This is a genomic window from Pseudomonas sp. (genome assembly GCF_049300855.1).
Lineage (GTDB): Bacteria > Pseudomonadota > Gammaproteobacteria > Pseudomonadales > Pseudomonadaceae > Aquipseudomonas.
In genome coordinates, this window is the sequence record NZ_JBAQKH010000030.1 from 1 (window position 1) to 24,398 (window position 24,398).

22 protein-coding genes and 1 pseudogene are annotated in these 24,398 nt (G+C 60.8%); all 23 read right to left on the bottom strand.

Going from position 1 to position 24,398, the window contains the following annotated elements; translation table 11 throughout:
* A partial coding sequence (locus tag WA225_RS17655; protein WP_422606943.1) for a contractile injection system protein, VgrG/Pvc8 family occupies positions 1-358 on the bottom strand: 358 nt, incomplete at its 3' end.
* Between the two features lie 28 nt (positions 359-386).
* Positions 387-1,388, bottom strand: a complete 1,002-nt coding sequence (locus tag WA225_RS17660) for a serine/threonine-protein kinase (protein ID WP_422608940.1) — start codon at positions 1,386-1,388, stop codon at positions 387-389.
* Entirely contained in the window at positions 1,385-2,113 is a 729-nt protein-coding gene (locus tag WA225_RS17665) for a PP2C family protein-serine/threonine phosphatase (protein ID WP_422608941.1), read from the bottom strand. The genes WA225_RS17660 and WA225_RS17665 overlap by 4 nt, the downstream gene beginning before the upstream one ends.
* The gene (tssM, locus tag WA225_RS17670) at positions 2,113-5,652 is read right to left on the bottom strand and encodes a type VI secretion system membrane subunit TssM (protein WP_422608942.1); all 3,540 of its coding nucleotides are present in this window, start codon (positions 5,650-5,652) and stop codon (positions 2,113-2,115) included. The genes WA225_RS17665 and tssM overlap by 1 nt, the downstream gene beginning before the upstream one ends.
* 13 nt (positions 5,653-5,665) lie before the next feature.
* Complete coding sequence (gene icmH / locus WA225_RS17675) at positions 5,666-6,541, bottom strand: type IVB secretion system protein IcmH/DotU (protein ID WP_016985783.1); 876 nt, start codon at positions 6,539-6,541, stop codon at positions 5,666-5,668.
* Positions 6,542-6,546: 5 nt separating this feature from the next.
* Positions 6,547-7,878: a type VI secretion system baseplate subunit TssK gene (gene tssK / locus WA225_RS17680; RefSeq protein ID WP_007920300.1), complete on the bottom strand. Its 1,332-nt coding sequence runs from the start codon at positions 7,876-7,878 to the stop codon at positions 6,547-6,549.
* 2 nt (positions 7,879-7,880) lie between these two features.
* The gene (tssJ, locus tag WA225_RS17685; protein WP_007920299.1) at positions 7,881-8,381 is read right to left on the bottom strand and encodes a type VI secretion system lipoprotein TssJ; all 501 of its coding nucleotides are present in this window, start codon (positions 8,379-8,381) and stop codon (positions 7,881-7,883) included.
* Positions 8,382-8,386: 5 nt separating this feature from the next.
* Positions 8,387-9,583, bottom strand: a complete 1,197-nt coding sequence (gene tagH / locus WA225_RS17690; protein ID WP_064116459.1) for a type VI secretion system-associated FHA domain protein TagH — start codon at positions 9,581-9,583, stop codon at positions 8,387-8,389.
* A gap of 18 nt (positions 9,584-9,601) precedes the next feature.
* A complete protein-coding gene (locus WA225_RS17695; RefSeq protein WP_007920296.1) occupies positions 9,602-9,742 on the bottom strand; it encodes a hypothetical protein in 141 nt (46 codons plus the stop codon).
* Positions 9,743-9,835: 93 nt separating this feature from the next.
* Complete coding sequence (locus WA225_RS17700) at positions 9,836-11,356, bottom strand: sigma-54 interaction domain-containing protein (protein WP_422608943.1); 1,521 nt, start codon at positions 11,354-11,356, stop codon at positions 9,836-9,838.
* Positions 11,357-11,366: 10 nt separating this feature from the next.
* On the bottom strand, positions 11,367-14,024 hold the full coding sequence (gene tssH, locus WA225_RS17705) for a type VI secretion system ATPase TssH (protein ID WP_422608944.1): 2,658 nt from the start codon (positions 14,022-14,024) through the stop codon (positions 11,367-11,369).
* 11 nt (positions 14,025-14,035) lie between these two features.
* Entirely contained in the window at positions 14,036-15,043 is a 1,008-nt protein-coding gene (gene tssG, locus WA225_RS17710; RefSeq protein WP_064116462.1) for a type VI secretion system baseplate subunit TssG, read from the bottom strand.
* Positions 15,007-16,794 (bottom strand): type VI secretion system baseplate subunit TssF, encoded by a 1,788-nt coding sequence (gene tssF, locus WA225_RS17715; protein WP_422608945.1) that lies wholly within the window; start codon positions 16,792-16,794, stop codon positions 15,007-15,009. The genes tssG and tssF overlap by 37 nt, the downstream gene beginning before the upstream one ends.
* A 27-nt stretch (positions 16,795-16,821) precedes the next feature.
* On the bottom strand, positions 16,822-17,274 hold the full coding sequence (locus tag WA225_RS17720) for a hypothetical protein (RefSeq protein ID WP_422608946.1): 453 nt from the start codon (positions 17,272-17,274) through the stop codon (positions 16,822-16,824).
* Positions 17,271-17,630: a hypothetical protein gene (locus WA225_RS17725; protein ID WP_422608947.1), complete on the bottom strand. Its 360-nt coding sequence runs from the start codon at positions 17,628-17,630 to the stop codon at positions 17,271-17,273. Before WA225_RS17725 ends, WA225_RS17720 begins: the two co-directional genes overlap by 4 nt.
* Before the next feature lie 40 nt (positions 17,631-17,670).
* Positions 17,671-18,048: a hypothetical protein gene (locus tag WA225_RS17730; RefSeq protein ID WP_422608948.1), complete on the bottom strand. Its 378-nt coding sequence runs from the start codon at positions 18,046-18,048 to the stop codon at positions 17,671-17,673.
* A 22-nt stretch (positions 18,049-18,070) separates the two neighbouring features.
* On the bottom strand, positions 18,071-18,454 hold the full coding sequence (locus tag WA225_RS17735; RefSeq protein WP_422608949.1) for a hypothetical protein: 384 nt from the start codon (positions 18,452-18,454) through the stop codon (positions 18,071-18,073).
* A gap of 20 nt (positions 18,455-18,474) precedes the next feature.
* Positions 18,475-18,858, bottom strand: coding sequence for a hypothetical protein (locus tag WA225_RS17740; protein WP_331693138.1), 384 nt, complete (start codon positions 18,856-18,858; stop codon positions 18,475-18,477).
* 1,108 nt (positions 18,859-19,966) lie between these two features.
* Positions 19,967-20,260: pseudogene (locus WA225_RS17745) on the bottom strand (PAAR domain-containing protein); the annotation flags it as partial.
* An 11-nt stretch (positions 20,261-20,271) separates the two neighbouring features.
* Positions 20,272-20,679, bottom strand: a complete 408-nt coding sequence (gene tssE, locus WA225_RS17750; RefSeq protein WP_007920274.1) for a type VI secretion system baseplate subunit TssE — start codon at positions 20,677-20,679, stop codon at positions 20,272-20,274.
* A 9-nt stretch (positions 20,680-20,688) separates the two neighbouring features.
* A complete protein-coding gene (gene tssC / locus WA225_RS17755; RefSeq protein ID WP_008078745.1) occupies positions 20,689-22,164 on the bottom strand; it encodes a type VI secretion system contractile sheath large subunit in 1,476 nt (491 codons plus the stop codon).
* Between the two features lie 25 nt (positions 22,165-22,189).
* The gene (gene tssB / locus WA225_RS17760; RefSeq protein WP_003229587.1) at positions 22,190-22,693 is read right to left on the bottom strand and encodes a type VI secretion system contractile sheath small subunit; all 504 of its coding nucleotides are present in this window, start codon (positions 22,691-22,693) and stop codon (positions 22,190-22,192) included.
* Between the two features lie 32 nt (positions 22,694-22,725).
* Positions 22,726-24,288, bottom strand: coding sequence for a type VI secretion system protein TssA (tssA, locus tag WA225_RS17765; RefSeq protein ID WP_007920270.1), 1,563 nt, complete (start codon positions 24,286-24,288; stop codon positions 22,726-22,728).
* Positions 24,289-24,398 lie beyond the last annotated feature (110 nt).

Here is a 24,398-nt window from a genome sequence, read left to right on the forward strand (position 1 = left end):
GCGCGATGATTTTCGGCGCCGACATCTGCTGGTAGATGCGCTGGTTGGTGCGGTGATGCAGGTATTGCAGTTGCGGCACCATCGACACTTTGTAGCGGGTCAGGCGCTTGCCGGCATCGCCTTGGGCAACGCGGTAGATCTGGCCGTGGATGCCCGAACCTTGTGGATCGAATGCGAGAAACGCCTGCTTGTGCAGCAGTTGTTCGAGATCCAGATCCGGGTTTTCGCTGACCAATTCCAAGTCGAAACGAAACGGCTGGCTGATGCCTTCGGTGCCGGTGAACGACAGCACTTGCAGGTCGCCGACGTAGTCTTCGACCTTGAGGCTGAAGTGGGTTTCGTTAGCTGGGTTGAACATAAAGTGCTCCCTGTTCGAATGTCATCCGTTACGCCCGAAGTCGCAGACGTTGCAGCCAGGACGAAGTGGCGCCCAAGGCGTCACGCAATTGTTGGGCAGTGATGCTGCGTTCTGCCGGGTCGAAGCTCAGCGCGGTTCGCAGCGCTGGCCAGCCGTGTTTCGGTAAGTTCGCCGGTGCTTGCAGCTCGCGCTCCAGATGCTCGTCGCGGGCCTGGGTCGAGGGCAAGCGGCGGAACGGGTGTTTGCCGCCCGCCAGTTCGTAGATCACGCAGGCCACGCCGTACACGTCCGCGCTGGCCGACAAGGGTTGGCCCTCAAGCAGTTCGGGGGCGGCGTAGCCCGGGGTCCAGGCGTTGAAACGTTCGCGGCTCAGGTGCGGCAGGCCGGGCATCACGCCCTCCTCTGCCTGACCGAGACCGAAGTCAAAGAGGCGTAAGCCGTCTTCGCTGAGCATGACGTTGCTCGGTTTCATGTCACCGTGCAGCACGCCGCGACCGTGGGCGTAGGCCAGCGTGTCGAGCAGCGGCAGGACGATGTCGCGCAGTTCTTGCCACGGCAGGCCGAGGGGCCGCTCGCAGAGCAATTTGTCCAGGGTCAGGCCACGCATGTATTCCATGGTGATGAAGGCCCGCTGGCAGTCGGTGTCGACTTCAAAAGTGTGTGCACGCACGACGTTGTCGTGGCGCAGGCGTCGGGTCAGGGCGAACTCGCTGTAGAGCAAGGCACTGGCGTCCGGCGATTCGGCAAATTCTTCGCTGAGGATTTTCAGCGCGATGTAAGGGTCGGGATCACCGAACTGTTCGTGCAGCAGATCCCGCGCCCGGTAAACGGCGCCCATGCCACCGGCCCCGAGCAGACGCTCGAGGTGGTAGCGACCGGCGAGTACGTCCGGCAGTGCACCGATGCTGGCCTTGGTCGGCGCCAGCAACGGTTCTGCTTTATTGGCCTTGGCGAAGGCGAAGTAGGTCAGGTTGTTGGCCTGTTCTTCGCTCATCAGCAAGTCATCGACTGAGGTTTCGATTTCAGTCATTGGCGGATCACCACGGCTGTCAGGTTGTCGCGCGCGGCGCCACGCAGGGCGCCGTCGAACAAACGTTCCAGCGCCACGTGCGGCGCGCTGAGGCTGAGGGCGGTGCCGAGGGTATCGCTGCTCAGGCCCTGATACAAACCATCGCTGCAGAGCAAAAACGCATCGCCCGGATAGACCTCGAGTTCGAGGACATCCAGGGTCAGTTGTTCAGCGGCGCCGACGGCTCGGGTCAAGGCCTGAGCCGCCGGGTGCGCTGCCGCTTGTTCGACGCTCATTTGCTGTTCGTCGATCAATTGCTGTTGCAGCGAATGGTCCTTGGACAGCTGATACAGCCGCTGCCCACGCCACATATAGCAACGGCTGTCGCCGGCCCAGATGCAGGCCGCGCGATTGCCTTCCACCAACAGCGCCACAACGGTGCTGCCCATGATGCTGTCGTGGCGTCCGGCGGTGACCGTCAACTCCTGCCCCAAACGCCGGTTCAACCAGTGCAGGCACTGGCGAATGGCTTTGAGGCGTTCATCGAAGTCCTCGTGTTGCGGCAGTTCAGCCAGGCTGGCGACGATCAACTGGCTGGCGATGTCGCCACCCTGATGACCGCCCATGCCGTCCGCGACCACCCACAGCCCCTGCTGTGGCGAGTCGAGGAAGGCATCTTCGTTGCGCGCCCGCACCTTGCCCGGGTCGGTACGCGCCGCGCTGCGCCAGGCACTGGCCACCAGCATCAGAGCTGCACCGGCATACGGAAGGTGCGCAGTACGCCCATGTCGAACGGGTTCGGCGTGCGCTGGCTGGTCAGCAGATAGTTGGCGCGCAGGCCACCTACGTCGGCTTTCAGCACCAGCACGTCGCGACCGCTCAGGTACTCGGTCTGCATCAGGTCGAACAGACGGAACAGCGACCATGGGCCGGAGTTCTTCTCGATGCCGATCGGGCGCCCGGCCATTTTGTCCATGACCAGACTGGTGCGACCGTCTTCAGCATCGGTCGGCCATTTGAACGACATTGGCAGGATCGGACCGTGGCGGTATTCCATGGTCTTGTCGCCGAACTTGAACTCGGAACGGCTGACCGCCGGATCGAGGGTGTACGGCTCCAGTTTGAACTGCACGGTCGGCTCGGCCGGGTTGATCGAGAAGAAGCTCTGACGAATCGTCAGCGCCGCGGCCATTTGGTCGAGGTACATCTTCGATACCGGCAGGCTGTGACCATCGACGCTGCGCATGCGGTAGTTGCCCGGATCGCCGCTGACGAACGGACGCATGTAGCTGTCGAAGAAGCGGTCGACGGTACCTTGAGCCCGGAAGAACTCGCGGAAATCGCTGATCGCCACGTCGCTGGTGCTGCTGGCGCTGAACGGATAACGCTTGCTGATGGTTTTGCCATACACGCTGTACAGCTCGTTCTGATAACGGCCGTTCAGGTATTGGTAAGCATCGTTAAGCACCAGACGCCACGAATCTTCGGCCAGCACGTTGAACCACACGCTGAGCGGACGCGGCAGACGGCTGGACGCATTGCGCAGGTTGGTCAGCGCATCACGCTGGCCGCTCATGCGGGTTTTCGCCATTTCGAACGCGGCTTGTTCCGGCGTGCTGGAACGGGCCAGACCGGCCAGTTGCAGTTGCAGGTCGTTGAGCGCGCTCAGCGCAGGCGTGAGGTCCGCCGCCGGGCCGTTGTTGTCATCGAGCAAGCGATGCAGCGGTTCGAAGCGGCGTTGCAGCGACTTCTTCGCGGTGTCCGGCAGGGTCTTCGCCACGTTCAGGGCCGAAGCCTTGTCCGCTGCGGCGGCGGCAAGTTTGCCAACCTTACCCAGTTTGCCTTTCTGCCCGGCCAGCGCATCAGCAGCGTCGCCAGCTTCTTCGACAGGATCTGCAGCCGCCTGGAAGCGCGTGTTCTCGCGCACTTCGGTGAGCAAGGCCAGTACCGGCGAGTTGGCCGAGGTCAGGCCCGCCAGTTGCTCGGCGCCTTCACCGGCGTCGCTGATTGGCGGCAGGGCAACCTGGCCAACCGCTTCGCTCCAATAGTTGGCGTAGTCGCGGAAGTACAGCTGCTCCAGCTCGACCATCAGGCGACGCAAGTCCATGTCGCTGATGCCCGCACCTTCGCCCAGCACCCAGTTGTCACGCAGGATGTCGGTAACCAGCGCCGAACCCTGCACCGAGAAATACTGCTGATAACCGGTTTGCGTGTAGAACCCCGGGATCACGTATTCGGTGCCGATAAACAGCGAGCCTTGTGGACCGAGGTGTTGGCTGAAGCGGTAGTCCGGCAGGTTGCGCGCCTGCTCGCGGAGCATGCGGTAAACCACGGTAGCCAGCGATTCGCTGCGCAAAACCTGACGCGCCTGAGTGACCAATTGGTCGTTCAGCGGGTAGATAAACGGCTGCTTCAGCAGACGCTCAAGATGCGCACTCAGACCGTTTTGCACAGCGGTGTTGCCGGTGTAGCGCGTCGACCAGTCAGTGGCGACCCAGTCCTTGAGCCACGCGGCATCGCGACGGTCTTTCATGTTCAGCATCAGGTACGCGCGCAGGCTGTTGAGCAGGCGGTCGCGGTCTTTCATGTTGGCGCGGATCTGCCCTTCGAGCATCGTTGCAACCCGTGGCAGCAGTTGCTTTTCAAGCTCGCGCTCGTAAGCCTCTTTGACCACTGGATTGACGTCTTCGCCCTGATACAGACCGCCACGTTCGTGGTACGAAACGTCGCCCTTCTTCGGGAACACCTGTGTCGCAGCGTAGCTGCTGTCGAGGGTTTTCAGCACGCCCATGGCGTCATCACGCGGCGATAATGCCGTGCGTTGCTGCGTCCAGTTCTGCGCCAGATTGCGCAGGTTTTCCAGACGCTCGTAGTTGGCCGAGAAACCGCCCGCCCAAAGCATGCCGAACAGTGCCAGCGCCGCCAGTGCGCCAACATACAGGGCACGTTGCCCCCAATGAATGCGGCTGCGTTCGCGCTTGTCCAGACCGGCTAGATCGGACTCAGGGAAAATCACCTGGCTGAACAAGTGATGAATGAACCGCGAACGGCCGCTGCGCAGGGTCGGCAGCACACCGGCATTCAAGCCGAGGCTGGCACCGATGCCGGCGGTGGTCGCATCCATCTCTTGGGTCAGGTGCGGCGCGCTGGTCAGGTAGAAACCACGCAGTTGCGTGGCACGCTGATAACGGTTGCCAGTGAACGCCATGTCGACGAACAGGCACAGGCGCTCGCCGATCTGCCCCAGTTGATGCGGGAAGTCGAGGATGCGGCCACGGCGCTGAGTATCGCGCTCGGAGTGCATGCGCATGATTACTTGGCTGTTGAGGCGACGCAGCAGTTCTTCGAACTCGTTGCGCAGCACAGCGACATCGGTGCCGACCTGATCCTTGCGGAAACTGGTGCCGAGCACTTGATCGCTTTCTTCGCGAGTCAGTTGATCGAAGAACTCGTCGAAGCCGAGCAGCTTGTCAGCCTTGCTCAGGACCAGGTACACCGGCACGTCGACGTGCAGTTTCTGATGCACGTCTTGCAGACGGCCGCGAACCTGGCGCGCGAGGGTATCGATGTCCTGCTCACTGCCGCCGAGCAGGGTTTCCACCGGAATGGTCACCAGCACGCCGTTCAACGGACGCCCGCGACGACGCTTGCGCAACAGCTCCAGCAACGTCGTCCAGGCACCGCCGTCGACTTCCACATCCGGTTGCGTGGTGTAACGCCCGGCGGTGTCGATCAGCACACCGTGGTCGGCGAAGTACCAGTCGCAATGACGGGTGCCGAGGGTGTCGCGGGTCAGCTTGCGGTCGATCTTGTTGATCGGGAATTCCAGACCGGAGAAGTCCAGCAGGCTGGTCTTGCCGGAGGCCTGCGGACCGATCAGCAGGTACCACGGCAAGTCACTGCGCCAGCGCTCGCTGCGGCCGCGATACAGGCTCGAGGTCTTCAGGGTTTTCAGCGCGTCTTTGAAGCGCGCCTTCAACTCCTTCTGTTCTTCGTCGATCAGCTCTTCGCGGCGAATGCGGTCCTGGCCGTCCTCGCTTTCTTCCTCGGCTTTCTTGCGAATACCCGCGCGCCAGCTGACGAAGACCATGGTCAGGCCCCAGATCAGGAACAGCACGGCAATGGTCAGCAAGCGCGCGGTCGCGCTCTCCCAGAACTTGTAATCATCAACCGCCAACAACGGGCCGACGAACCACACCAGCAGCGCCACGAACAGCACCAGCAGCAAGGTCCAGACCCAGGTCTGGCGCAGGAAGGCGCCGACTTTCTTGAAAAACTTTTTCATCACACGTCCCTGTTTACGGCTGCGACTGCGGTTGCACCGCGGCCGGATCAAGCGGCTGATATGGTTGCAGAACGGTGTCGCGCTGCTCGCCCAAGACCCAGGCGAAGCCCGAATACATCACCACCAGACAGACGAAAGTGAACAACACCACCATCCACGCCGGCACGATGCGCACCAGGTTGCGGCGCTGATCGTTCAAGCCTTCCCAGTGCGGCGACAACTCGCGCGGCACGTCGCCACGCAACTGACGGATCTGCCGATACAAAGCATCGCGGATGCCTTCAAGTTCGAGCATGCCGCGTGCCTGTACGCGGTACTTGCCCTCGAAACCGAGGGACAGGCACAGGTACATCAGCTCGAGCATCGGCAGGTGCTTGACCGGGTTCTTCGACAGTCGATCGAGCAACTGGAAGAACTTCTCGCCACCGAAGGTTTCGTTGTGGAAGCTGCTCAGCAGGCTCATCTGCGACCACTCACTTTCGTTGCCCCACGGCGTGGTCACGACGGCTTCGTCGACCACGGTGCAGAGCACGTAACGCGCGGCCATCACCTGGCTGCTCTCAGCGCCGTTGTGCAGGGCGCGCACTTCAAACAGCTTGAGCCCGGCAGTCAGACGCTCGTTGAGTGCGTACAAGTCTTCGCGGGTTTCGCTGTGCTTGAGGCGCACCACTTCCGAGAGCAGCTCGGACGAGGCAGCGACCAGCGAATTGAGGCTGATGTTGAACGCTTCTGCCGGGCGCAGGCGCGCGGCGTAGATCATGCGTTCTTCCAGTTGCTCGAAACGCGGCGGCGCGGCGAAGTCGGTCAGCGGACTCGATGCCGGTCCGTGGCCCTGACGATCGAGCAGGACGGTTTTGTCGTCCTGGTTGTAATCCGTTTCCTTGATCATGTCGGTCAGTTCCTGATGGCCCAGAATTTCAGTTCAAGCTCGGCAAATTCGCCGGACACATGGAACGCGAAACCGCCGGAGCGCTCGAGTTGTGCCAGGTCTTCGGAACTGAGTTCGAGGATGAAATAGGTTTTGTTCGAGTGGAACGCGATCTGCCGTGGGGCCACCGGCAACGGTTTGACCTTGATCCCCGGCAGGTGCAGATTGACCAGTTGGCGGATGCGCTCCACCGGGCCGACCTTGAGGTGCGCCGGCAAGCGATGGCGCAGTTCTTCGGAGTCGCAGTTGGCACTGGCTGCCAGCACGAACGACGCCGAGCCGAGCAGTTTGTGGTCGTGCAACGGCGAGACGATGATGCCGTACTGACGCGCTTGCAGGATCAGTTCGATGGCGTGCTGTTCGAGCACCATCGACAGCACCTGACGAATCGCTTCCATCAGTTTTCGGAAGCTGCCGCCCTGATCGGCGTGGGAGTAGCGGCTGTCCAGACGCGGACGTTTGCTCTCGCCGGAGAAGGTCGCGAGATCGCCGAGCATGGTCAGCAGCGTGCGGTACAACTCTTCCGGGTGCACCTGCTCCAGGCCGAGGTAGTGGCGCAGCAGCAATTCGGTACGGTTGATCAGTTGCAGCATCATGAAGTCGCCGACTTCCGCGCCGCCAACCTTGCCGTTGGAGCGAATCCGCTCGGCAATCGTGTCGCCACGGTGGTTGAGCATGCTGATGACTTCTTTCAGGCACGACAGCAAGTAGCTGGAGGCGTGGGCCTGAATGTAGGTCGGCACGAAATCCGGGTCGAGGCTGATCACGCCGTCGGGCGTGGTGTCGAGCACGTCGCAGATCTTCAGCTTCACGTAGGCCTGATCGCTCTGCTGCTCACCGAGCAACAGTTTGAAATCCGGGCGACCGCAGCTGACCTGGCTGGCGGAATCGTCGCCGGCGTTGGAGTCGGCCACTTCGGCGTCGTACGCGGTGTAACGCGCGAGCACGTCTGATTGCTCCGGACGGCGCGACTCGATGTGGTTGCCGGTGACCAGTGGCAGCGCCAGGTAGATCGGCGTGTTGCCGGTGTTCGGCGGCACGTCCAGCGCCAGCGGCTCGGTGTTGCCACCGAGTTCGAACAGGCTGCCGTCCGGCAGGATCCCCGAGGCTTCACTGATCACCAGTTTGCCCATGTTGAGGAACTGCAGGTCGATCTCCAGATTGAGGAAACCCCAGGTGTAGCCACCCAGCAACTGGGTGCGGGTTTTCATCTGGTGATCGTAATAACGATCGTTGTGCTGGAAGTGCTGCGGACGCAGCAGCATGCCTTCCTGCCAAATGACTTTATGGGTATTCATGATCAGTCATCCGCCTTGGCGAGCACTTGATTGGTGTTGCGGATGCCGGTCTGGTCCAGCGTCAGATCGACTTCAGTGACCTCCAGCGGAGTGATCTGAACGGTGTGGCGCCATTGGGTGTCCGGCAAGTCGCGGTAAGCGGCGAGAACGCCCACATAAAGGCTGCCCTCTTCCACCTTGAGCTTCATTTCCACGGTTTCACCCGGGCGCAGTTCGAGTTCTTCGCTGGCCACCAGATCCGGGTTGAGGGATTCCTTGGCGCGCTCGTAGAGGCTGAAGAAATCAGCGTTCTCGAAGGTCACCGGGTGCTTGAGTTCGAACAGGCGCACGACGATCGGCGACGGCCGACCGTTGAGGTCCGGGTTGAGCTGATCGCTGCCGGTCAGCTTGAGGTTGATCTTGGTCACTTTCGAGTACGGCGACAGCGACGAGCAGCCGGCGAGCAGCACCAGCACGGTGAGCGCAGTCAGCGTCTTGAAAAAAGCGGTCGAGCGGCGAGACATGCGCATCATCCTTGGTGGTCGGTGTGGAGGGTGGAGATCAGGCGGATCTGTTCTTCGTAGGCCTGGGCGAAGTCGCGGGCCAGCAGGCGCTCGCTCCAGTCATCGTCCTGACGCAGGGCCTGGTGATAACGGCCGAACGCTCTCCAGCGCCCGCCCGAGGTCGCGATCAACGGCTTGTTGTCGCGCTCGAAACGCAGGGTCAGTTGCTCCGGCGAGAAGTGCTCCAGGGTGCCACGCACAGCGGCGCGGCTAGCGGTCAGCAGGGCGACTTGATGCGCCTGCAGATCGCGGAACGCGCGGGAGATCGCTTGCTCGGCCGGCAGATGGCCGGGCTTGCTTGGCTGCAACAGAATCTGCAGGGCTTCGCTCGGATCGACGGCGAATTTCAGCGGATTCTTGTTGGTGCCTTGCACGGTGGTCTGGGCCAGACGCAGCTCGTTTTTCAGCTCGGAACGGGTGCGCAGGCTCTGCTGCAAACCGCCGATGCTTTGGCGCAGCAGACGCGCGGCGTTCAGCGCCAGGGCTTCGCGTTCGTCGTGGCTGAGGCCTTTGACGTCGACACCCAGCGCTGCACCGAAGTGCTCCCAGAAACCTTCGCTTTGACGCTCAACGGCTTTCGGTGCTGGAGCAGGCTCAGGTTCGGCAGGCGCGGCAATCAGCTCCGGCACCATCAGGCTTTCCATGTCGATACGCGCGTAGTCGGCGCGCTGACGGGAATCCTCAGGCTTGGTGTTCGGCGCCAGCAGTTCGTCGATTTCCGAATACACGCGCTCTTGCTGTTCGAGAGCATTGAGCGGGTCGAGATCGAGGAAGGCGTCATCGGGAATGATGCTGCCAGCGGCACGTGGACGGCCGACTTCACCGTCGAAGGTCGCCGGGTCGCGTACCAACCGCGCGCGAATCTCGAAGTCACCCAGCACGTAGGTGCTGCCGTGTTCGATGCGCACCGGTTCGCCTTTGTGCAGACGCGCGCCGCTCTCGCCGTCCTGGACACCGTTGCTGCTGGTGTCGGTGAGGAAGAACGTGCCTTCGCGGTAGCTGACAATCGCGTGGTGATTGGACAGGTGACGCTTGCGGTCAGGGATGATCCAGTCGCAGTCCTCGCCCCGCCCGATCACGCCGCCGGCCTGTTTAAAGGTCTTCTGGCACAACTCGGTGGGCACGAACTGCTTGGTGTTCAGCATTTCGAAAACCAATTCCATGTTTGATGCTCCTTGCGGTCACTTGCCGCGATTGACCGCTTGCGGATCACCCAACGGGCGATAGTCGTTGTCGTTGAATTTGTAATTGCCGCTACAGCCGCCAAGGCCGCATAGAACGACGAGGGTCAGCAGGACAGCTTGCCAGTGACGAACAGACATCAGAGGGTCTCCAGGTGTAGACAAAGCACAAAGCGCCGACCCTTGCGGGCGGCGCTGAAATTGGTTTTTGTGGGGATTTCGATGACGTTTTGCCTACCCATCGAAATCTCCCAGATTGATGTTCAGACGGCCGAGCCGATACAGCAGCGTGCGTCGCGGCAGGCCCAGCTCGCGGGCGGCGAGGGTCTGGTTGCCGTCGTTCTTGCGCAGGCAATCGAGCAATAAAGTGCGCTCGACCTGCTCCAGACGTTCGCGCAGATTGAGGTGGCTGTTGTCTTCCGGCATTGCCTCCATGCGCAGGGAGAAATGCTCGGCGAGCAACTCGCCGCCTTCGCACAACAGCACCGCGCGCTCAACGAGTGCCTTGAGTTCCCGCACGTTGCCGGGGAAGTTGTAGCCAGACAAATGCTCCAGCGCGGCACTCGACCAACGCACTGGATCGCGCTGCAAATACGTGCAGGTTTTCTCGGCAAAGTGCTGGGCCAGTTCAAGGATGTCGCCGTCGCGCTGACGCAGCGCCGGTAACTCGATCGGGAATTGCGCGAGGCGGTAATACAAGTCCTCGCGGAATTTGCCTTCGCTGACCAGCGTCGACAGATCACGGTGCGTCGCAGCGATGATGCGTACATCGATCTTGTGGGTGTCGTTGGAACCCAGCGGACGAATCTCGCCTTCCTGCAACACGCGCAGAATCTTCGCCTGCAATGACAGCGGCATATCGCCGATTTCGTCGAGCAGCAGCGTGCCGCCATTGGCCGCATCGAACAGCCCGGCGCGATCACGGTCGGCGCCGGTGAAGGCGCCTTTGCGATAGCCGAACAGTTCGCTTTCCAGCAGATTTTCCGGGACCGCCGCGCAGTTCTGCACGATGAATGCCTGGGAGCGGCGCGGGCCGCAATCGTGAATCGCCCGCGCAACGACTTCCTTGCCGGTGCCGGTTTCACCGCGCAACAACACGGTGTACGGACTGTGCAGGACTTTGCTGATCAGCGAATGGGTCTGGCGCATCGCCGCGCTTTTACCGATCAAGCCGTAGCCACTGATGCTCGGCATACTGCGCGCGACCGTTGTCGATGCCGCCAGCGGCTGGCGCAGGCGTTGCAGCAAATGCAATTGGCCCAGCACGAACGAGCCGAGCTGGCCGAGGGAATCAGCGAAGCCTTGCAGGTGGGTGCGGCGACGGCTGGCGCACAGCAGCAAGCCTTCAACGGCCTTGTGCTGATTAACCAGCGGCACACACAACAGCGACTGCCACGGCGAGGTTGCCGCCGGCAGAAAACTGGTTTCGTGCAGGCTGCCGCTCAAGTCGTCGAGGCACACCACGCGGTTCTGGCACAGGGCGAATTGCAGCAGTTGCTCACCGTTGTAATCCGCCGGCAGGCTCGCCGCTTCACGCGGTTGCAGGGCGCCGTCGAGGCATTCGGCGTTCATCCCCAGGCACGTGTGGGTGGCGTCGAGCAGATACAGCTGCGTCAGTTCGCAACCGCTCAGCTCGGCCAGACCACGCACGAAGTCACCCAGCAACGCAGCACCGTCCGCCGCCCGCGACAGACTGGCGAACTGCGCCAGCAACGCTTCGGCATAGACCAGTGGCTGCGGCACCTGAGTGAACATCACACCCACCTCAGGCGAACTCGCAGGTCACGCTGGCATCGCCGTCGATCGTGGCGTGCACGCGCTTGAGGCTTTCACCGGTGGCCATGGCATCGAGCAAACGATCCGCCACCAACGGCAGCACATGCTGATCAAGCAGATGGTCGATCAGACGCGCGCCGCTGTCGCTTTGCGTGCAACGCTCGGACAGGTGATCGACGAGGTTCTGGCACCAGCTGAAATCCAGCTGACGACGATTCAGGCGCTCGCCGAGGCGACCGAGTTTGATCTCGATCAGCTCGCGCAATACCGGGCCGCCGACCGGGTAGTACGGCACCACTTTCATCCGCGCCAGCAGCGCCGGTTTGAAGTGTTTGCTGAGCACCGGGCGAATGGTTTCTTCGAGGACTTCGGCAGTTGGGCGCGCGCCGTTTTCGCAGAGGTCGCTGATCTTGTCGCTACCGAGGTTCGAGGTCATCAGGATCAACGTATTGCGGAAGTCGATCTCGCGCCCTTCGCCGTCGTTGGCCACACCCTTGTCGAAGATTTGGTAGAACAGGTTGAGCACGTCCGGATCAGCCTTCTCGACTTCATCGAGCAGCACCACCGAGTACGGTTTCTGCCGCACCGCTTCGGTGAGCATGCCGCCCTCGCCGTAACCGACGTAGCCCGGCGGCGCGCCGATCAGACGGGAGACGGTGTGCTTCTCCTGGAATTCGGACATGTTGATGGTGGTGATGAAACGGTCACCGCCGTACAGCAAATCAGCGAGGGCCAGGGCGGTTTCGGTTTTACCGACGCCGCTCGGGCCGACCAGCAGGAACACGCCCACTGGTGCGTCAGGTTTGTTCAGACCGGCAGCGGTGGCGCGCATGGAGCGATCCAGTGCGTGCACGGCTTGTTCCTGACCACGGATGCGGGTGCGCAGGTCAGTGGCGAAGCTGGCGACTTTGGCGTTGTGTTCGCGGGCCAGTTGCGCCAATGGCACGCCGGTCCAGGCGCTGATCACTTCGGCGACCAGACGCGGGCACACTTCGAAGCTGACCAGACGCTCCTTGACCTGGGCGGCGGTCAGGGCGCTGTGGGTTTCGTTGAGTTGGGCTTCCAGCGCCTCGACGCTTTGGCCCTCTTCAACCTCAGCGGCAACGGTTTCGATCACGGTGCCTTCAGCGTCTTCTTCAACGTTGACGGTCGGCTCGACGGCGGCGGCTTCGCGGGCCTTGGCCAGTTGCTGACGCAGTTCCAGCAGGCGCTCGGCCAGTTGCTTCTGTTCAGTCCACAGGGTTTCCAGCGCGACCATTTCGTCTTCGGCTTCGTCGAGACGCGCTTCCAGTGCATCCAGCGCTTCGTGGTCGATCAGCAGACCGGCCTCGGCATCACGGCGCAGGGCCTGACGCTGACGGCCACCTTCAGCCAGTTCGCCACGCAGGCGCTCCAGACTTTCCGGGGCAGCGGCGAGACTGATGCGCACGCGGGCGCACGCGGTGTCGAGGACGTCGACGGCTTTGTCCGGCAGTTGGCGACCGGCCAGATAACGTGCGGACAATTCCGCCGCCGAGACCACCGCGTCATCACGCAGATAGATGCCGTGGCTCTTCTCGTAAACCTGGGCCAGACCACGGAGGATGGTCACCGCTTCGCTGACGGTCGGTTCGTGCAGTTGCACTGGCTGGAAACGACGGGCCAGCGCCGGGTCTTTCTCGAAGTATTTCTTGTACTCAGCCCAGGTGGTGGCGGCGATGGTGCGCAGCTCGCCACGGGCCAGCGCTGGCTTCAGCAGGTTGGCTGCATCGGAACCGCCAGCGTTGCCGCCTGCGCCGATCAGGGTGTGGGCTTCGTCGATAAACAGAATGATCGGTTTCGGCGAGGCTTTGACTTCGTCGATCACGCCTTTGAGACGACGTTCGAATTCACCTTTGACGCTGGCGCCGGCCTGCAGCAAGCCCATGTCCAGCGACAGCAGCTCGACGCCTTTGAGCACTTGCGGCACTTCACCGGCGGCGATGCGCGAGGCCAGACCTTCGACGATCGCGGTCTTGCCGACACCGGCCTCACCGACGACGATCGGGTTGTTCTTGCGGCGACGGGCGAGGATGTCGACCATCTGGCGGATCGCACCGTCACGGCACAGCACCGGGTCGAGTTTGCCGTCGCGGGCCTGCTGGGTCAGGTTGTGGGTGAAGCGCTGTAACAGCGATTCGCCCTGAGCGGCCGGTTTGCCATTGGCCGCCGGTTGCTCTTTTTGCGACAGGGCAAATTCCTTCAGGCGATCGATGTTCAGCTTGGCGAGCAGCGGCTGATAACGGCTGCCGGCGTAGCGCATCGGATTGCGCAGCAGCGCGAGGATCAGCGCGGCGTCTTCGACCTGGGTCTGGCCCAGTTCGAGGTTGGCCACCAGCAAAGCGTCTTGCAGCCACTGCACCAGCTCCGGGGCGAACACCGGGTTGCGCGAAGCGCTGTGTTCGACGCGCGATTGCAGCGCGGCGCTGAGTTCACCGGCGTCGACATCGGCATCTTGCAACGCGCGTGCGAGCAAACCGTTCGGACGCTCAAGCAGGCCGAGCATCAAATCTTCGACGAGGATCTTGCTGCCGCCACGGGCCACGCAACGCTCGGCGGAACGCTCCAGATCACGACGGGTTTCGGCGTCCAGCGCCTGGATGAGTTGTTGCAGGTCTACGTTGATCATGGCTCACGTCCTTAATGAATTTTGCTGCCCAGGGTCACCACGCCGTCCGCTTTTTCGCGGCCCAGCCAACTGGTCCAACCGAGGCGACAGGCGTTCTGCTCACCGATGCGCAGTTCGCGGATTTCTTCCTGGCGCAAAACCAGGCGGATGTCGTAATCGAGCGGGTCACGCAAGGTGAACCGCACCAGCGCGCAGAGCGGCTGGTAACCGAAACCGATCGGCAGGAATTCATGGAATCGCTGCCAGTCGAGTTCGGTGATGTGAATGCGGAATTTGCCGCTGCGGTCGCGCACGTGCTCGCCGAGCACCAGGTCTTCACCGAGCAGGCTGTTGGCGCGGCCCAGACGATTGCGCTGCTCTTCGAGAATCTCGACGCGGCGCTCGATGCACTGCTCGATGACCAGGTCTTCGTGCTTGAAGTAGTAACGCAGCACCGCTTCGATCAACGCCGCCGAGTGCGCGCGCAAGCTGAGCAGGCCGAGGTAAGGCAGCAGGCGCTTCCAGTTGAGCTCCTTGGCCTTGCGAATCTCGTCGCCGCCCAGACCGATCAGGGCGAACAGCTGCGCCGAAAACGGGTCGAGCGCGCCGCTCTGGAAACTCGCGCGGTAACGATATTTGCGCCAGATCGGCAGCATCAGCCGTTGCAGGCGATGATGGAACAGGTCGAGGAAGTTGCGTGTCGGGTTGCCGTCTTCACTGTCGCCCAGGGCTTGTTCGCCGTAGAACGCCGGCAACGGCGAGCCCGAGCCGACCAGGCCGATCAGGTTGAAACGCATGCGCGCGCGCATCTGCCCGTGCTCTTCGAAAAACTCCACGCGATCGACGTCGCTACGCGGAAAACCGAGGCTCGGGTTGGCCTGGAATTCGACGTGGTCGTACAGATCGTCTTCGCTCAGGTGCGGGTGTGCCTCGCGCAGCCGGTCGATCACCAGCAGCACGGCCTGAAACAGCGAGTACTCGCGTATTACCTTGGTCAGCCCGCTTAAAGCAGGGGCTGCAGGCCCATACGTGGTGTCCATTGGTACACCTCTCCCTGTGTGCTTTTTACGCGCAGTTCATGGAATGAATTGAGACTGGCGTAAAGCGCGAAAAACTCGTTAAGAACCGAAGCGAAAACGAACAGGTCGCCCTCGCCGATGTACCCTTCCGGGTCGATGGTCAGTTCGGTGCGCAAACCGCGCACCGGCAACCCACGGTGCAAGCGGTCGACGTGGTGATGCTTGATGTGCTTGAGGCCGCCGAGCAGGCGTTTGCTGACCTTCTCCGCGTGCTGGTCGTAGTAACGCGGCAGGTCGTAGGTTTCGAGAATCACCTTCAACGCATTGACGTCGGCCAGCGACAGATAGTTAAGCGACATGTTGCTGATCAGCTTCCACAGGAAGTCACGGTTCAGCGGTGGCGCGAAGCTGGAAGTGGCCGGGGTAATGTTGCGGAAGCTCAAGAACTCCGGCGTCTCTTCACTGGCCATGCAGATGTCGCCGAGCTTGAGCTTGCGCGGCAGGTTCTGGTTGGTGCACATCAGCTCGATCGACAGGGTTTCGTGGGCTTCGGTGTGGCGAATGCCGAAGCTCAGGTAAGTGTCGAGGCCGTCGTGCAGCAAGGACGAACGCTGGCGGATGCTGTAATGCGGACGGCTGTTGGGCACGTCGAAACTCGGGTCGTGCTCGAAGGATTCGAACGGCACGTATTCCTGATAACCGAGGCCGCCGGGCTTCCAGCCGGTCACGGTTTCCACCGAGAACACACCGCAGTTTTCCAGATCGTATTCCGCTGGCAGCAGCAGGTATTCGTCCTGCTTGCCATCGAGGCGAATCGGCAGCGCGTCGTGGGCGAACAGGTTGGCAATCGGCGTGCAGAACAGCTTGACGTTATCCAGGGTCGGCCGCATGCGCATGATGCCGCTCTTGCGAATATCGAAGCGCAATTCCAGGCCGCGCATCTGCTTGAGCGTGTCTTCCGGCAGCGCGTTGAGGATGTCCAGACCATTCACATCGACGAACAGGAACTTGTCCTGGAAGGCGAAGTATTCCTGCAGGTAGCGATAGCCGCGGAAGGTGTTCAGCGGATACGGGATCAACGCCTCTTCTTCGGCAAAGCCCACCGGTTTGACCCGATCACCGGGAATCTTGAACGCCATCGGCTTGCCGCTGACGCCATCGATCGGTTTACCGGCGCCGTCGAGCGGGATCAGTTCGATGCCTTCGAGGTTGCGCAACAGGCTCAGGTAGAGCATCTGGCTGATGTAGCGCTCACCGGCAAAGTGCAGACGCAGTTTGCTCAGTTCCAGTTCACCGAGGTGGCCGTCGGCGCTCATTTCCAGGCGCAGGCTGAGCAGCGAGCCGTCACCCTTCACCGAGTAGTTCAGCGCAGCCAGATCCAGCGGCAACACTTCGGTCGGGTAGCAAGTACGGAAGCGACAACGCACGTCTTCGATCGGTTTGCTTTCAATCGGCGTATCGCGCTCGACGCGCAACGCCGGCCCGGAGCGCTTGAGCGGATCGAACTGCAAAATGCTGAACGCCGGCAGCGGGCGCATGTAGTTCGGCCAGAGCAACTGCATCAGCGAATGACTGAGTTCCGGCAGCTCGTCATCAAGCTTCTGGCGCAGCCGCCCGGTGAGGAACGCAAAGCCTTCGAGCAACCGCTCCACGTCCGGATCCCGCCCGGCCTGGCCAAGATACGGCGCCAACGCCGGACTACGCTCGGCGAAACGGCGACCGAGTTGGCGCAGTGCGGTGAGTTCGCTTTGGTAGTAGTGGTTAAAGGACACGGGTTACCTGCCTGGTAGTGGAACGCATCAAAAAAATATCCTGTAGAGCGCGACTGTCACGCCGGCACAGACATAACCGCCAATCAGCAGGAACGGCACAATCGTGATCCAGCCGTACGCCATGTAGGCATCACCGAGTTGCCCGACAACCAGACTGAGCAGGCCATACAGCATCCATGGCACGGCGTAGAACGGGATGAACTTCACCGGCGCCCACCAAACCATCCGTAGTGCCTGTTGCTCGTTGCGGCTCTGCGCCGATCGGGACATCCACAGCGAGAAACCCAGAAACCCGGGAATGCCCCACCACAACAGGTACTGCCAGCGGGTCTCGGACGAATCGAACGACGAGTACTCGCCATTCCACAGGTCATAGGAAGTAATCGCCAACACCGCCAGCAATGGACACCACAATGCAGCCATGAAGAAGCTGAGTTGCGCGCGACTGAGCATGAGCATCTCGCTTGATGAGTCGGTCATCGGCGAACCTCCACAGCGTGATCCATGCACCATGTGCGGACATCGCGCTTGTCGAAGCCTGCGCACCGATTGTCTTTTGCGATCACGCGATATGAATGTTCAGGGACGTACGCAAAAAAGTAATAGTTGTTCCTGTCCTCACCGTAGAGCCAGTAAGACGAAGAACCTTGATTGATTTCGTAAGGTTCAAATGTCCAGATGGACGACTGTGCAGGGATAAAATTTTCGCGGTCCATCAGCAACATAAAAGCGTTGGAAAGCGCGTGCGCAGCAAAATAGAGCATGCAGGCGAACGCTCCCACCACGAGTAGCAAGCGCTGCAGCCAAATCATTGCGAAGCGACCTGAGTCGGTCATGCGTCCGTCTCCTGCCCCGGGGTCGCTGGCACGTATTTATTCATCGCTGCGCAACTCCCTGTTTTTGCGCCGTGATCGCGACACCCGTATAGACATAGAGCTCTTCACCGCCGTAGCCACCAATTGCCGCAGCGCTGAGTGGATGGCTTTCCCTGGTGCCATATCGAACCCAGCCTTCAGTCCACATCCCACCATTTTCGTGACGAATTTCCACGTAATAGTCCGGCGCTTCGTGCTTGGTAATCTCGACGAATACCCCGCCATCCTCGGCGCCAACCCACAACGCATTGGGATGCGCGAACAGCTTTGGTGCGGTCGAGCTTTCCATTCGCAGCAGCAGCGTCAAGCCGACCAGAATCGCCAGCAAACCGACCGAGCTGAGAAAAGCGATGAGACATTGCCAGGCTCTGAGTTTCATCAAGCCAACCCGAACAAATGCTTCATGGGCAGAAAGCCCCGGTATCGACCGTCCAGGAGCGGACAGCTTTGTCTTCAGTTTTTTTGATGCTCGCTACTGTATTTCGCAAGGTCTGCGCGTCGATGGACTTAGTCGCGTTCTGGCTTTTGATCGACAGGCTGTACTGGTCGCTGATCTGACCCGATACGTCTTCACCGAATGACTGGTAGTTGCCGATGGAACTGCGCTGGTTCGGGTTTAACGTGAAACTGCGTGGCTGATCGTCATAGTTGGAGTCATTCGCCAGCGCCAGTTCCAGTGGTACTCCACAAGTGTTCAACAGGTAAACATCATTGCGATAGACCTGCTGCGCAGCGCATGCGGTCAGCGAAACGAAGCACGCGAAGAAGCTTGCCCATCTCATCATCAAAATCGTCCTTGGCAGTTTCATGGACAAACCGATGCCTCGCTGATTGTCCACTCGCGCTGCGTGCCTTCAGTGACTTTCTCGACGGCAGCCAGGTGTTGTTTCAACTGAGCGGCGTCCAGGGTCTTGCTACCCGCGGCATCCTGGAGGGTCAGCTGATAATTGCTCGGGATCTGTTCGATCACGTCTTCACCGTAAGAAGCAAAACTCGCCACGAGCGCACGTGCGCCTGCTGCAACGGTAAGGTTGCGCTCCAGTGAATGCATGTTCGAGCTGTTGGAGACCTTGATCTCCAGTGGCTGGCCACAACGGTTTTCCATGTACACATGGTTGTTGTAGACCTGCTGCGCGGCGCAGCCGTACAGGGAGACAAACAGCAGGATGAAACCGGCGAACCTAGTCATCGAATTCAACCCTGGCCAGCCAAAGCAAGCTCTTCACGTCTTGTTCGGAAGCGGCCATGCGCTTCTGCAGGTTGGCGGCCGACTGGGTGTAGCTGCTGAAGTAATGCATGACATCCACCTCACCCGTGCTCGGTGTCGGGTGGTTGGCCTTTGGGTTCTGCATCAACGTTGACGTTTCCTTGTGCGTCCACGAGTAATTCGGGATCAGCCCGCCACCGTATTCGTTGAGAATCAGATGCCCGAATTCATGCGCCGAAGTCTCTTTGAACTCTCCCTGGGCGTAGTTGGCAGCATCCGCAGCCGTGAGGCCCTGACGCTTGACGAGCTGGTCAAAGGCATAGCCAGCGTTGTGGTAAACCTTGCGGGCAATCGCCAGGCTGGTCGAACGACCGAAGTCCGCTGACAACGAATCAATCAACGGGAAGTTCCCGGCCTTGGGCTCGACATTGACGTCGGCCTTGACCGTGACTTTGTAGACCCCTTTGCTGGTCGTGATGCCTTCTGCAATACCACCGCCGCGCGAACCATTGCGAGACCAATACAGTTCGATGCCTTCCTTGGCCCAACCCAGCAGAGTGCTGAATGGCGTAGGCACCAGGCCAGGCGTGGAACCACTGCTGCCACCATCCGAGAAGCTCGGGCGCAGGGTCACTTCCACGGTCTTGGCATTACGGTCGATACGCACATCGACCCACTTCACCTCTTCGGCCGAACAAGCGAGCTTCACTTCGGTGACTTGCTGCTTGCCTGCTCCGGTCGCGGTCAGACGTACCTTGAGGTTTGGGCTTTTGAGGATTTTGGTGTCGAGGATGCCGACCGTGTCGTAGCCGTCCCATTGCCATGGGTGCTTGCCTGGCGGCAGGAACGGCGCAGTGTTGGCTTCGGCGTAGACCGGCTTCTCGCCGTCCAGCACTTCCAGCTTCACACTGTCAGCTGCGTCCATGCGGTTCTCGACAACGAAATCGACCAACTCACGGTTTTTCGATGTTCCTGATTTCAGCTCGTCGAAGTCTGGAATTTCCAGCGGCGTCAGTACCGAGTTGCCACCGGACTTCAAACCCAGTCGGTAATCCAGCGCCGCGACAAGCGCTATAGCGGCAAGCCCCGAAAAGGGCGCTGGCGAATGCGAATTCCCGATGATCACCGTCCCGGAACCTGCCGTAACCTTGTTGCCGTGAGAGCCAACAGAGCCGACCGTGGCGGCCGGTTTGCCATTGATCAAAACCGTGTTCGCCAGATCACCGACCATCGCACCACCACACGCCGAGGCATCGCCTTGGCGGGCGGCCGCGAGGCCGTCGAAGAACACGTCGCCGGAACCGGCGGCGATCGGGTTGGTACCGTGGCCTGGAAGTGGGCAAGCGGTGGGGTCGGATACGCGTGCTGCTGGTTTGCCAGACATCGGGGATCTCCTTAGGTGACCTTCACTTGTCCGCTGCCATCCAGGCGCGCGGAAAAACTGACCTGACGCTTGAACCCTTCAACTTCCAGCAGGCCTTCGATACTGAAGGCCAGGCGCAGTTGATCGTGGTCACGCGGCAGGGAAATGACACGCACATTGCTCAGGCGCGGCTCGTAGGCTTCGATGAAGTTTTCGATGGCCAGACGGGCCTGACTCAGGGAGTCGTGCAGGCTCAGGCGCATGTCATTGAGATCGGGCAACCCGTAGTCGGCCAGCGTTTGCACGCTGCCGGCCCGGGTGCTGAGCATTTTGGCCAGATGAGCAGCCACTGACGCCATGGCACAAGCCTCAAGGCTGTTGCCCTTGCGTAGTTGTGCGTCGCCGTTGAGGCGTTCGAACAGGCTGCCGTATCCGTCCATGAGTCGCTCTTACTCTTTGTCCAGCTTGCCAACCAGCGACAGGGTGAAATCGGCACCCATGTACTTGAAGTGCGGACGCACGTTCAAGCTCACGCGGTACCAGCCTGGCTCGCCTTCAACGTCGCTGACAATGATTTGCGCAGCGCGCAGTGGACGACGGCCACGCACTTCGGCGCTCGGGTTTTCCTGGTCGGCAACGTACTGACGGATCCACTTGTTCAGTTCCAGCTCGAGGTCGGTACGTTCTTTCCACGAACCGAGTTGCTCGCGCTGCAGCACTTTCAAGTAGTGAGCCAGGCGGTTGACGATCATCATGTACGGCAGTTGGGTGCCGAGCTTGTAGTTCAGCTCTGCCGCCTTGCCTTCTGCGCTGATGCCGAAGAACTTCGGCTTCTGCACCGAGCTTGCGGAGAAGAACGCCGCGTTGTCGGAGCCTTTACGCATGGTCAGGGAGATGAAGCCTTCCTCGGCCAGTTCGTATTCACGACGGTCGGAAACCAGAACCTCGGTAGGGATCTTGGTTTCGATTTCGCCCATGCTTTCGAAATGGTGCAGAGGCAGGTCTTCTACCGCGCCACCGCTCTGCGGACCGATGATGTTCGGGCACCAGCGGAATTTGGCGAAGCTGTCAGTCAGCTTGGTGCCGAATGCGTAGGCAGTGTTGCCCCACAGGTAGTGCTCGTGGCTGTTGGCAACGGTTTCCTTGTACACGAACGATTTGACCGGGTTTTCTTCCGGATCGTACGGGTTACGCAGCAGGAAACGCGGCACGGTCAGGCCAACATAGCGGGAGTCTTCCGAAGTACGGAAGCTCTGCCACTTGGCGAATTGCGGGCCTTCGAAGTGGTCTTTCAGATCTTTCAGATCCGGCAGGCCGGTGAAGCTTTCCAGACCGAAGAATTTCGGGCCGGCAGCAGCGATGAACGGCGCGTGCGACATGCACGAAACGCTGGCCACGTACTGCATCAGCTTGACGTCTGGCGAGCTTGGCGACATGTAGTAGTTAGCGATGATCGCGCCCACAGGCTGACCACCGAACTGGCCGTATTCAGCGGTGTAGATGTGCTTGTACAGGCCCGACTGCATGACTTCCGGCGAATCTTCGAAATCGTCCAGCAGGTCTTCTTTGGAGACGTTGAGGATTTCGATCTTGATGTTTTCGCGGAAGTTGGTGCGATCGACCAGCAACTGCAGACCACGCCACGACGATTCCAGGGCCTGGAAGTCCGGGTGGTGCAGGATTTCGTCCATCTGACGGCTGAGCTTGGCATCGATCTCGGCGATCATGCGGTCAACCATGGCCTTCTTGACCGGCTCACCGTTGTTCTGCGGCTTGAGCAGTTCTTCGATGAACGCCGACACACCGCGCTTGGCGATGTCGTAGGCTTCGTCGTCCGGAGTCAGACGGGTTTCAGCGATGATGCTGTCGAGAATGCTGTATTCGCCGCTGGCGGCGCTCTTCTCTTGTGCTGCGCTAGTGCTCATTGTGTTGGCTTCCTTGGCTGGAGTCTCAGGCGTCCGGGGCTGCGGCGTTCAGGCCCAGCTCACCGAGTACGCGACCGCGGGATTCGTCGTCGGCGAGCACGCCTTCGATCGCTTTACGGAACGCAGGTGCGTTACCCAGCGGGCCTTTGAGGGCCACCAGCGCATCGCGCAGTTCCATCAGTTTTTTCAGCTCAGGCACTTGCTCGACCAGGCTGGCCGGGTTGAAGTCCTTCATCGAATTGACGCGCAGTTGCACAGCCAGCTCGTCGGCCTCGCCATCTTCCTGCAGACGGTTCGGCACGCTCAGCGTCAGACCCAGTTCTTGCTTGGCCAACACTTCGTCGAAGGTCATCTTGTCGATGCTGATCGGCTTGCGATCTTCGATTTTGCGATCGTCCTTGCGGTGGGTGTAGTCACCGATTGCCAGCAGCTTCAGCGGCAGTTCAATCTCTTCCTGAGCACCGCCGGTGGCGGGTTTGAAGGTGACGTTGATGCGTTCCTTGGGGGCTACCGAGCCTTCTTTGGCCATGGCTTTTCTCCTTGCGGTTGTGGCCCTGGGGCCTATTCGAGTACCACTTCGAGGTCGAGGTGGCACAGCCTGCGATAAATCTCTTCCTTGCGTTCACGTACGGCATGGTTCTGCGGCAACAACTCGCAGCAGCTATGCAGTAGATGCAGCACTTCCAATGCAAGATCGGGCTCCCAGGCGTGCAGGCCTGAGTCCTGTAATGTCTGATCGAGGGTTTCCAGCTGGTTCTTGGCCAGTTCGTATTTCTTGGCCATGAAGCACAGGCGCGCGAGGGCGAACTGCCAGAAGAAGCGTTCGCGGCCACCGTGAGCCGATTGCAAACCCTGCTTGAGCGTCTGCACGGCAGGCTTCAAGCCTTCCTTGCGCAGCAGCGGCAGGACTTCTTCGAGGGCCTTTTCCCAGGCCGGCTGGGTTTCGACGTTTTCGCTTTCGACCTTGCGCGGTGCACTGGCGCTTTGCAGGTGCGGCATGACGTTGGCGGCGATCCACGCGCGGGTGGACGGATCGGCAAACGGCGCGCCGTCATGGAAGCGCAACTCGACAATGCCGGGCAGCCGTTGAACCAAAAGCGCGAAGTGGATTTCCACTTCGCGCATTGCCAGCTCGGCGTTGAGGTTCTGGAGACATTCCCAGACCATCCTCTGGCCATCGAACCAGAACGGCGCCTTCGCCAGGCTCGCCTCCAGTTCCACCAGCAGGTCAGCGTATTTGCCCTGATCGAAACGGTCCTGATAGAGCTTGAGTTTTTCCAGCGGCAGACCGCGCAGCACGGTGATCTGCTCGGCGTTGCGCTCGGGCACCGCGTCGATGGTCATCCACAGCAGCGTGCGATTGAGGCGCAGGGCGCGCAGGTCGGTGGCCTTCTGCTTCAGCCACCAGGCGCACAGCGGGCGAGCACTTTCCTGCTGGGCACGCAGGGCTTTGTGCGCATCTCGTTCGTTGTCGATCGGCGCGCCGGGGGTGAGCAACTGGCTCGCGGCTTGCTTGACCTGCGCCACCGCCGCGCCCACCACGCCGGGGGCCGGCTGATTGTCGGCCGCGCGCTGGATCATGGTTTTCAAGCGGCGGGAGATCGGCAGCAGCAACGGCGAGTCATCGCCCAGGTGCTCGGCGCAAGCGGCTTCAAGACCCGACAGGTGCTCGGAGAGCTGCCGGAACATCGGCAACTGCTCTTTGATCGCAATGTTTTCGGTGATGACCTGCTCGAGACGCGGCACCAGCCAGCCGATCGCGGCGGCACGAGTGCGGGGTTTGAGCGGGTGAACGTCGGCCCAGTTGTTTTCCGACAAATGGTGCAGCAAGCCGAGACCGGCAAGGAGGCCGGGGAAGGATTCGCGCTGGTACAGCGACCAGGTCAGCCAGGCGCCGACACGCAAATCCTTGGATTGGGTACGTAGAAGATTTTCGCTGTTTTCGCGAATTTTCAGCCAGTCGATCTGCCCGCTTTCGTGCATCGACGAGGCTTTGGCCAGCTCGCTTTCCAGTGCCTCGAATTCGCTCGAAAAACGAACGTCTTCGCCCGCGAAATTCTCTTTGGAAACAGAGACTTTTGCGAGTTCGAGGTAATGGGCGGAAAGTTTGCTTGAGTAGGACATCCATGGCCTTTATTAAGGATTACAGTCATGCGCCTATTGGAGTTGCGGCGGCGCGGGACAGTATCGAAGAGCGGTGAAGCGACTCATCCAATTGAGATGTGCTCTTTCAA

Bases quoted from the DNA above. Each gene is read 5' to 3' on its own strand.
- tssE (WP_007920274.1), bottom strand. From the start codon at position 20,679: ATGGACGGATACGGCAGCCTGTTCGAACGCCTCAACGGCGACGCACAA.
- tssM (WP_422608942.1), bottom strand. From the start codon at position 5,652: ATGAAAAAGTTTTTCAAGAAAGTCGGCGCCTTCCTGCGCCAGACCTGG.
- WA225_RS17660 (WP_422608940.1), bottom strand. From the start codon at position 1,388: ATGACTGAAATCGAAACCTCAGTCGATGACTTGCTGATGAGCGAAGAA.
- tssG (WP_064116462.1), bottom strand. From the start codon at position 15,043: ATGGACACCACGTATGGGCCTGCAGCCCCTGCTTTAAGCGGGCTGACC.
- tssK (WP_007920300.1), bottom strand. From the start codon at position 7,878: ATGAATACCCATAAAGTCATTTGGCAGGAAGGCATGCTGCTGCGTCCG.
- tssJ (WP_007920299.1), bottom strand. From the start codon at position 8,381: ATGTCTCGCCGCTCGACCGCTTTTTTCAAGACGCTGACTGCGCTCACC.
- WA225_RS17695 (WP_007920296.1), bottom strand. From the start codon at position 9,742: ATGTCTGTTCGTCACTGGCAAGCTGTCCTGCTGACCCTCGTCGTTCTA.
- WA225_RS17720 (WP_422608946.1), bottom strand. From the start codon at position 17,274: ATGACCGACTCATCAAGCGAGATGCTCATGCTCAGTCGCGCGCAACTC.
- icmH (WP_016985783.1), bottom strand. From the start codon at position 6,541: ATGATCAAGGAAACGGATTACAACCAGGACGACAAAACCGTCCTGCTC.
- WA225_RS17725 (WP_422608947.1), bottom strand. From the start codon at position 17,630: ATGACCGACTCAGGTCGCTTCGCAATGATTTGGCTGCAGCGCTTGCTA.
- WA225_RS17735 (WP_422608949.1), bottom strand. From the start codon at position 18,454: ATGATGAGATGGGCAAGCTTCTTCGCGTGCTTCGTTTCGCTGACCGCA.
- WA225_RS17730 (WP_422608948.1), bottom strand. From the start codon at position 18,048: ATGAAACTCAGAGCCTGGCAATGTCTCATCGCTTTTCTCAGCTCGGTC.
- tagH (WP_064116459.1), bottom strand. From the start codon at position 9,583: ATGGAATTGGTTTTCGAAATGCTGAACACCAAGCAGTTCGTGCCCACC.
- tssB (WP_003229587.1), bottom strand. From the start codon at position 22,693: ATGGCCAAAGAAGGCTCGGTAGCCCCCAAGGAACGCATCAACGTCACC.
- WA225_RS17665 (WP_422608941.1), bottom strand. From the start codon at position 2,113: ATGCTGGTGGCCAGTGCCTGGCGCAGCGCGGCGCGTACCGACCCGGGC.
- tssH (WP_422608944.1), bottom strand. From the start codon at position 14,024: ATGATCAACGTAGACCTGCAACAACTCATCCAGGCGCTGGACGCCGAA.
- WA225_RS17740 (WP_331693138.1), bottom strand. From the start codon at position 18,858: ATGACTAGGTTCGCCGGTTTCATCCTGCTGTTTGTCTCCCTGTACGGC.
- tssC (WP_008078745.1), bottom strand. From the start codon at position 22,164: ATGAGCACTAGCGCAGCACAAGAGAAGAGCGCCGCCAGCGGCGAATAC.
- tssA (WP_007920270.1), bottom strand. From the start codon at position 24,288: ATGTCCTACTCAAGCAAACTTTCCGCCCATTACCTCGAACTCGCAAAA.
- WA225_RS17700 (WP_422608943.1), bottom strand. From the start codon at position 11,356: ATGTTCACTCAGGTGCCGCAGCCACTGGTCTATGCCGAAGCGTTGCTG.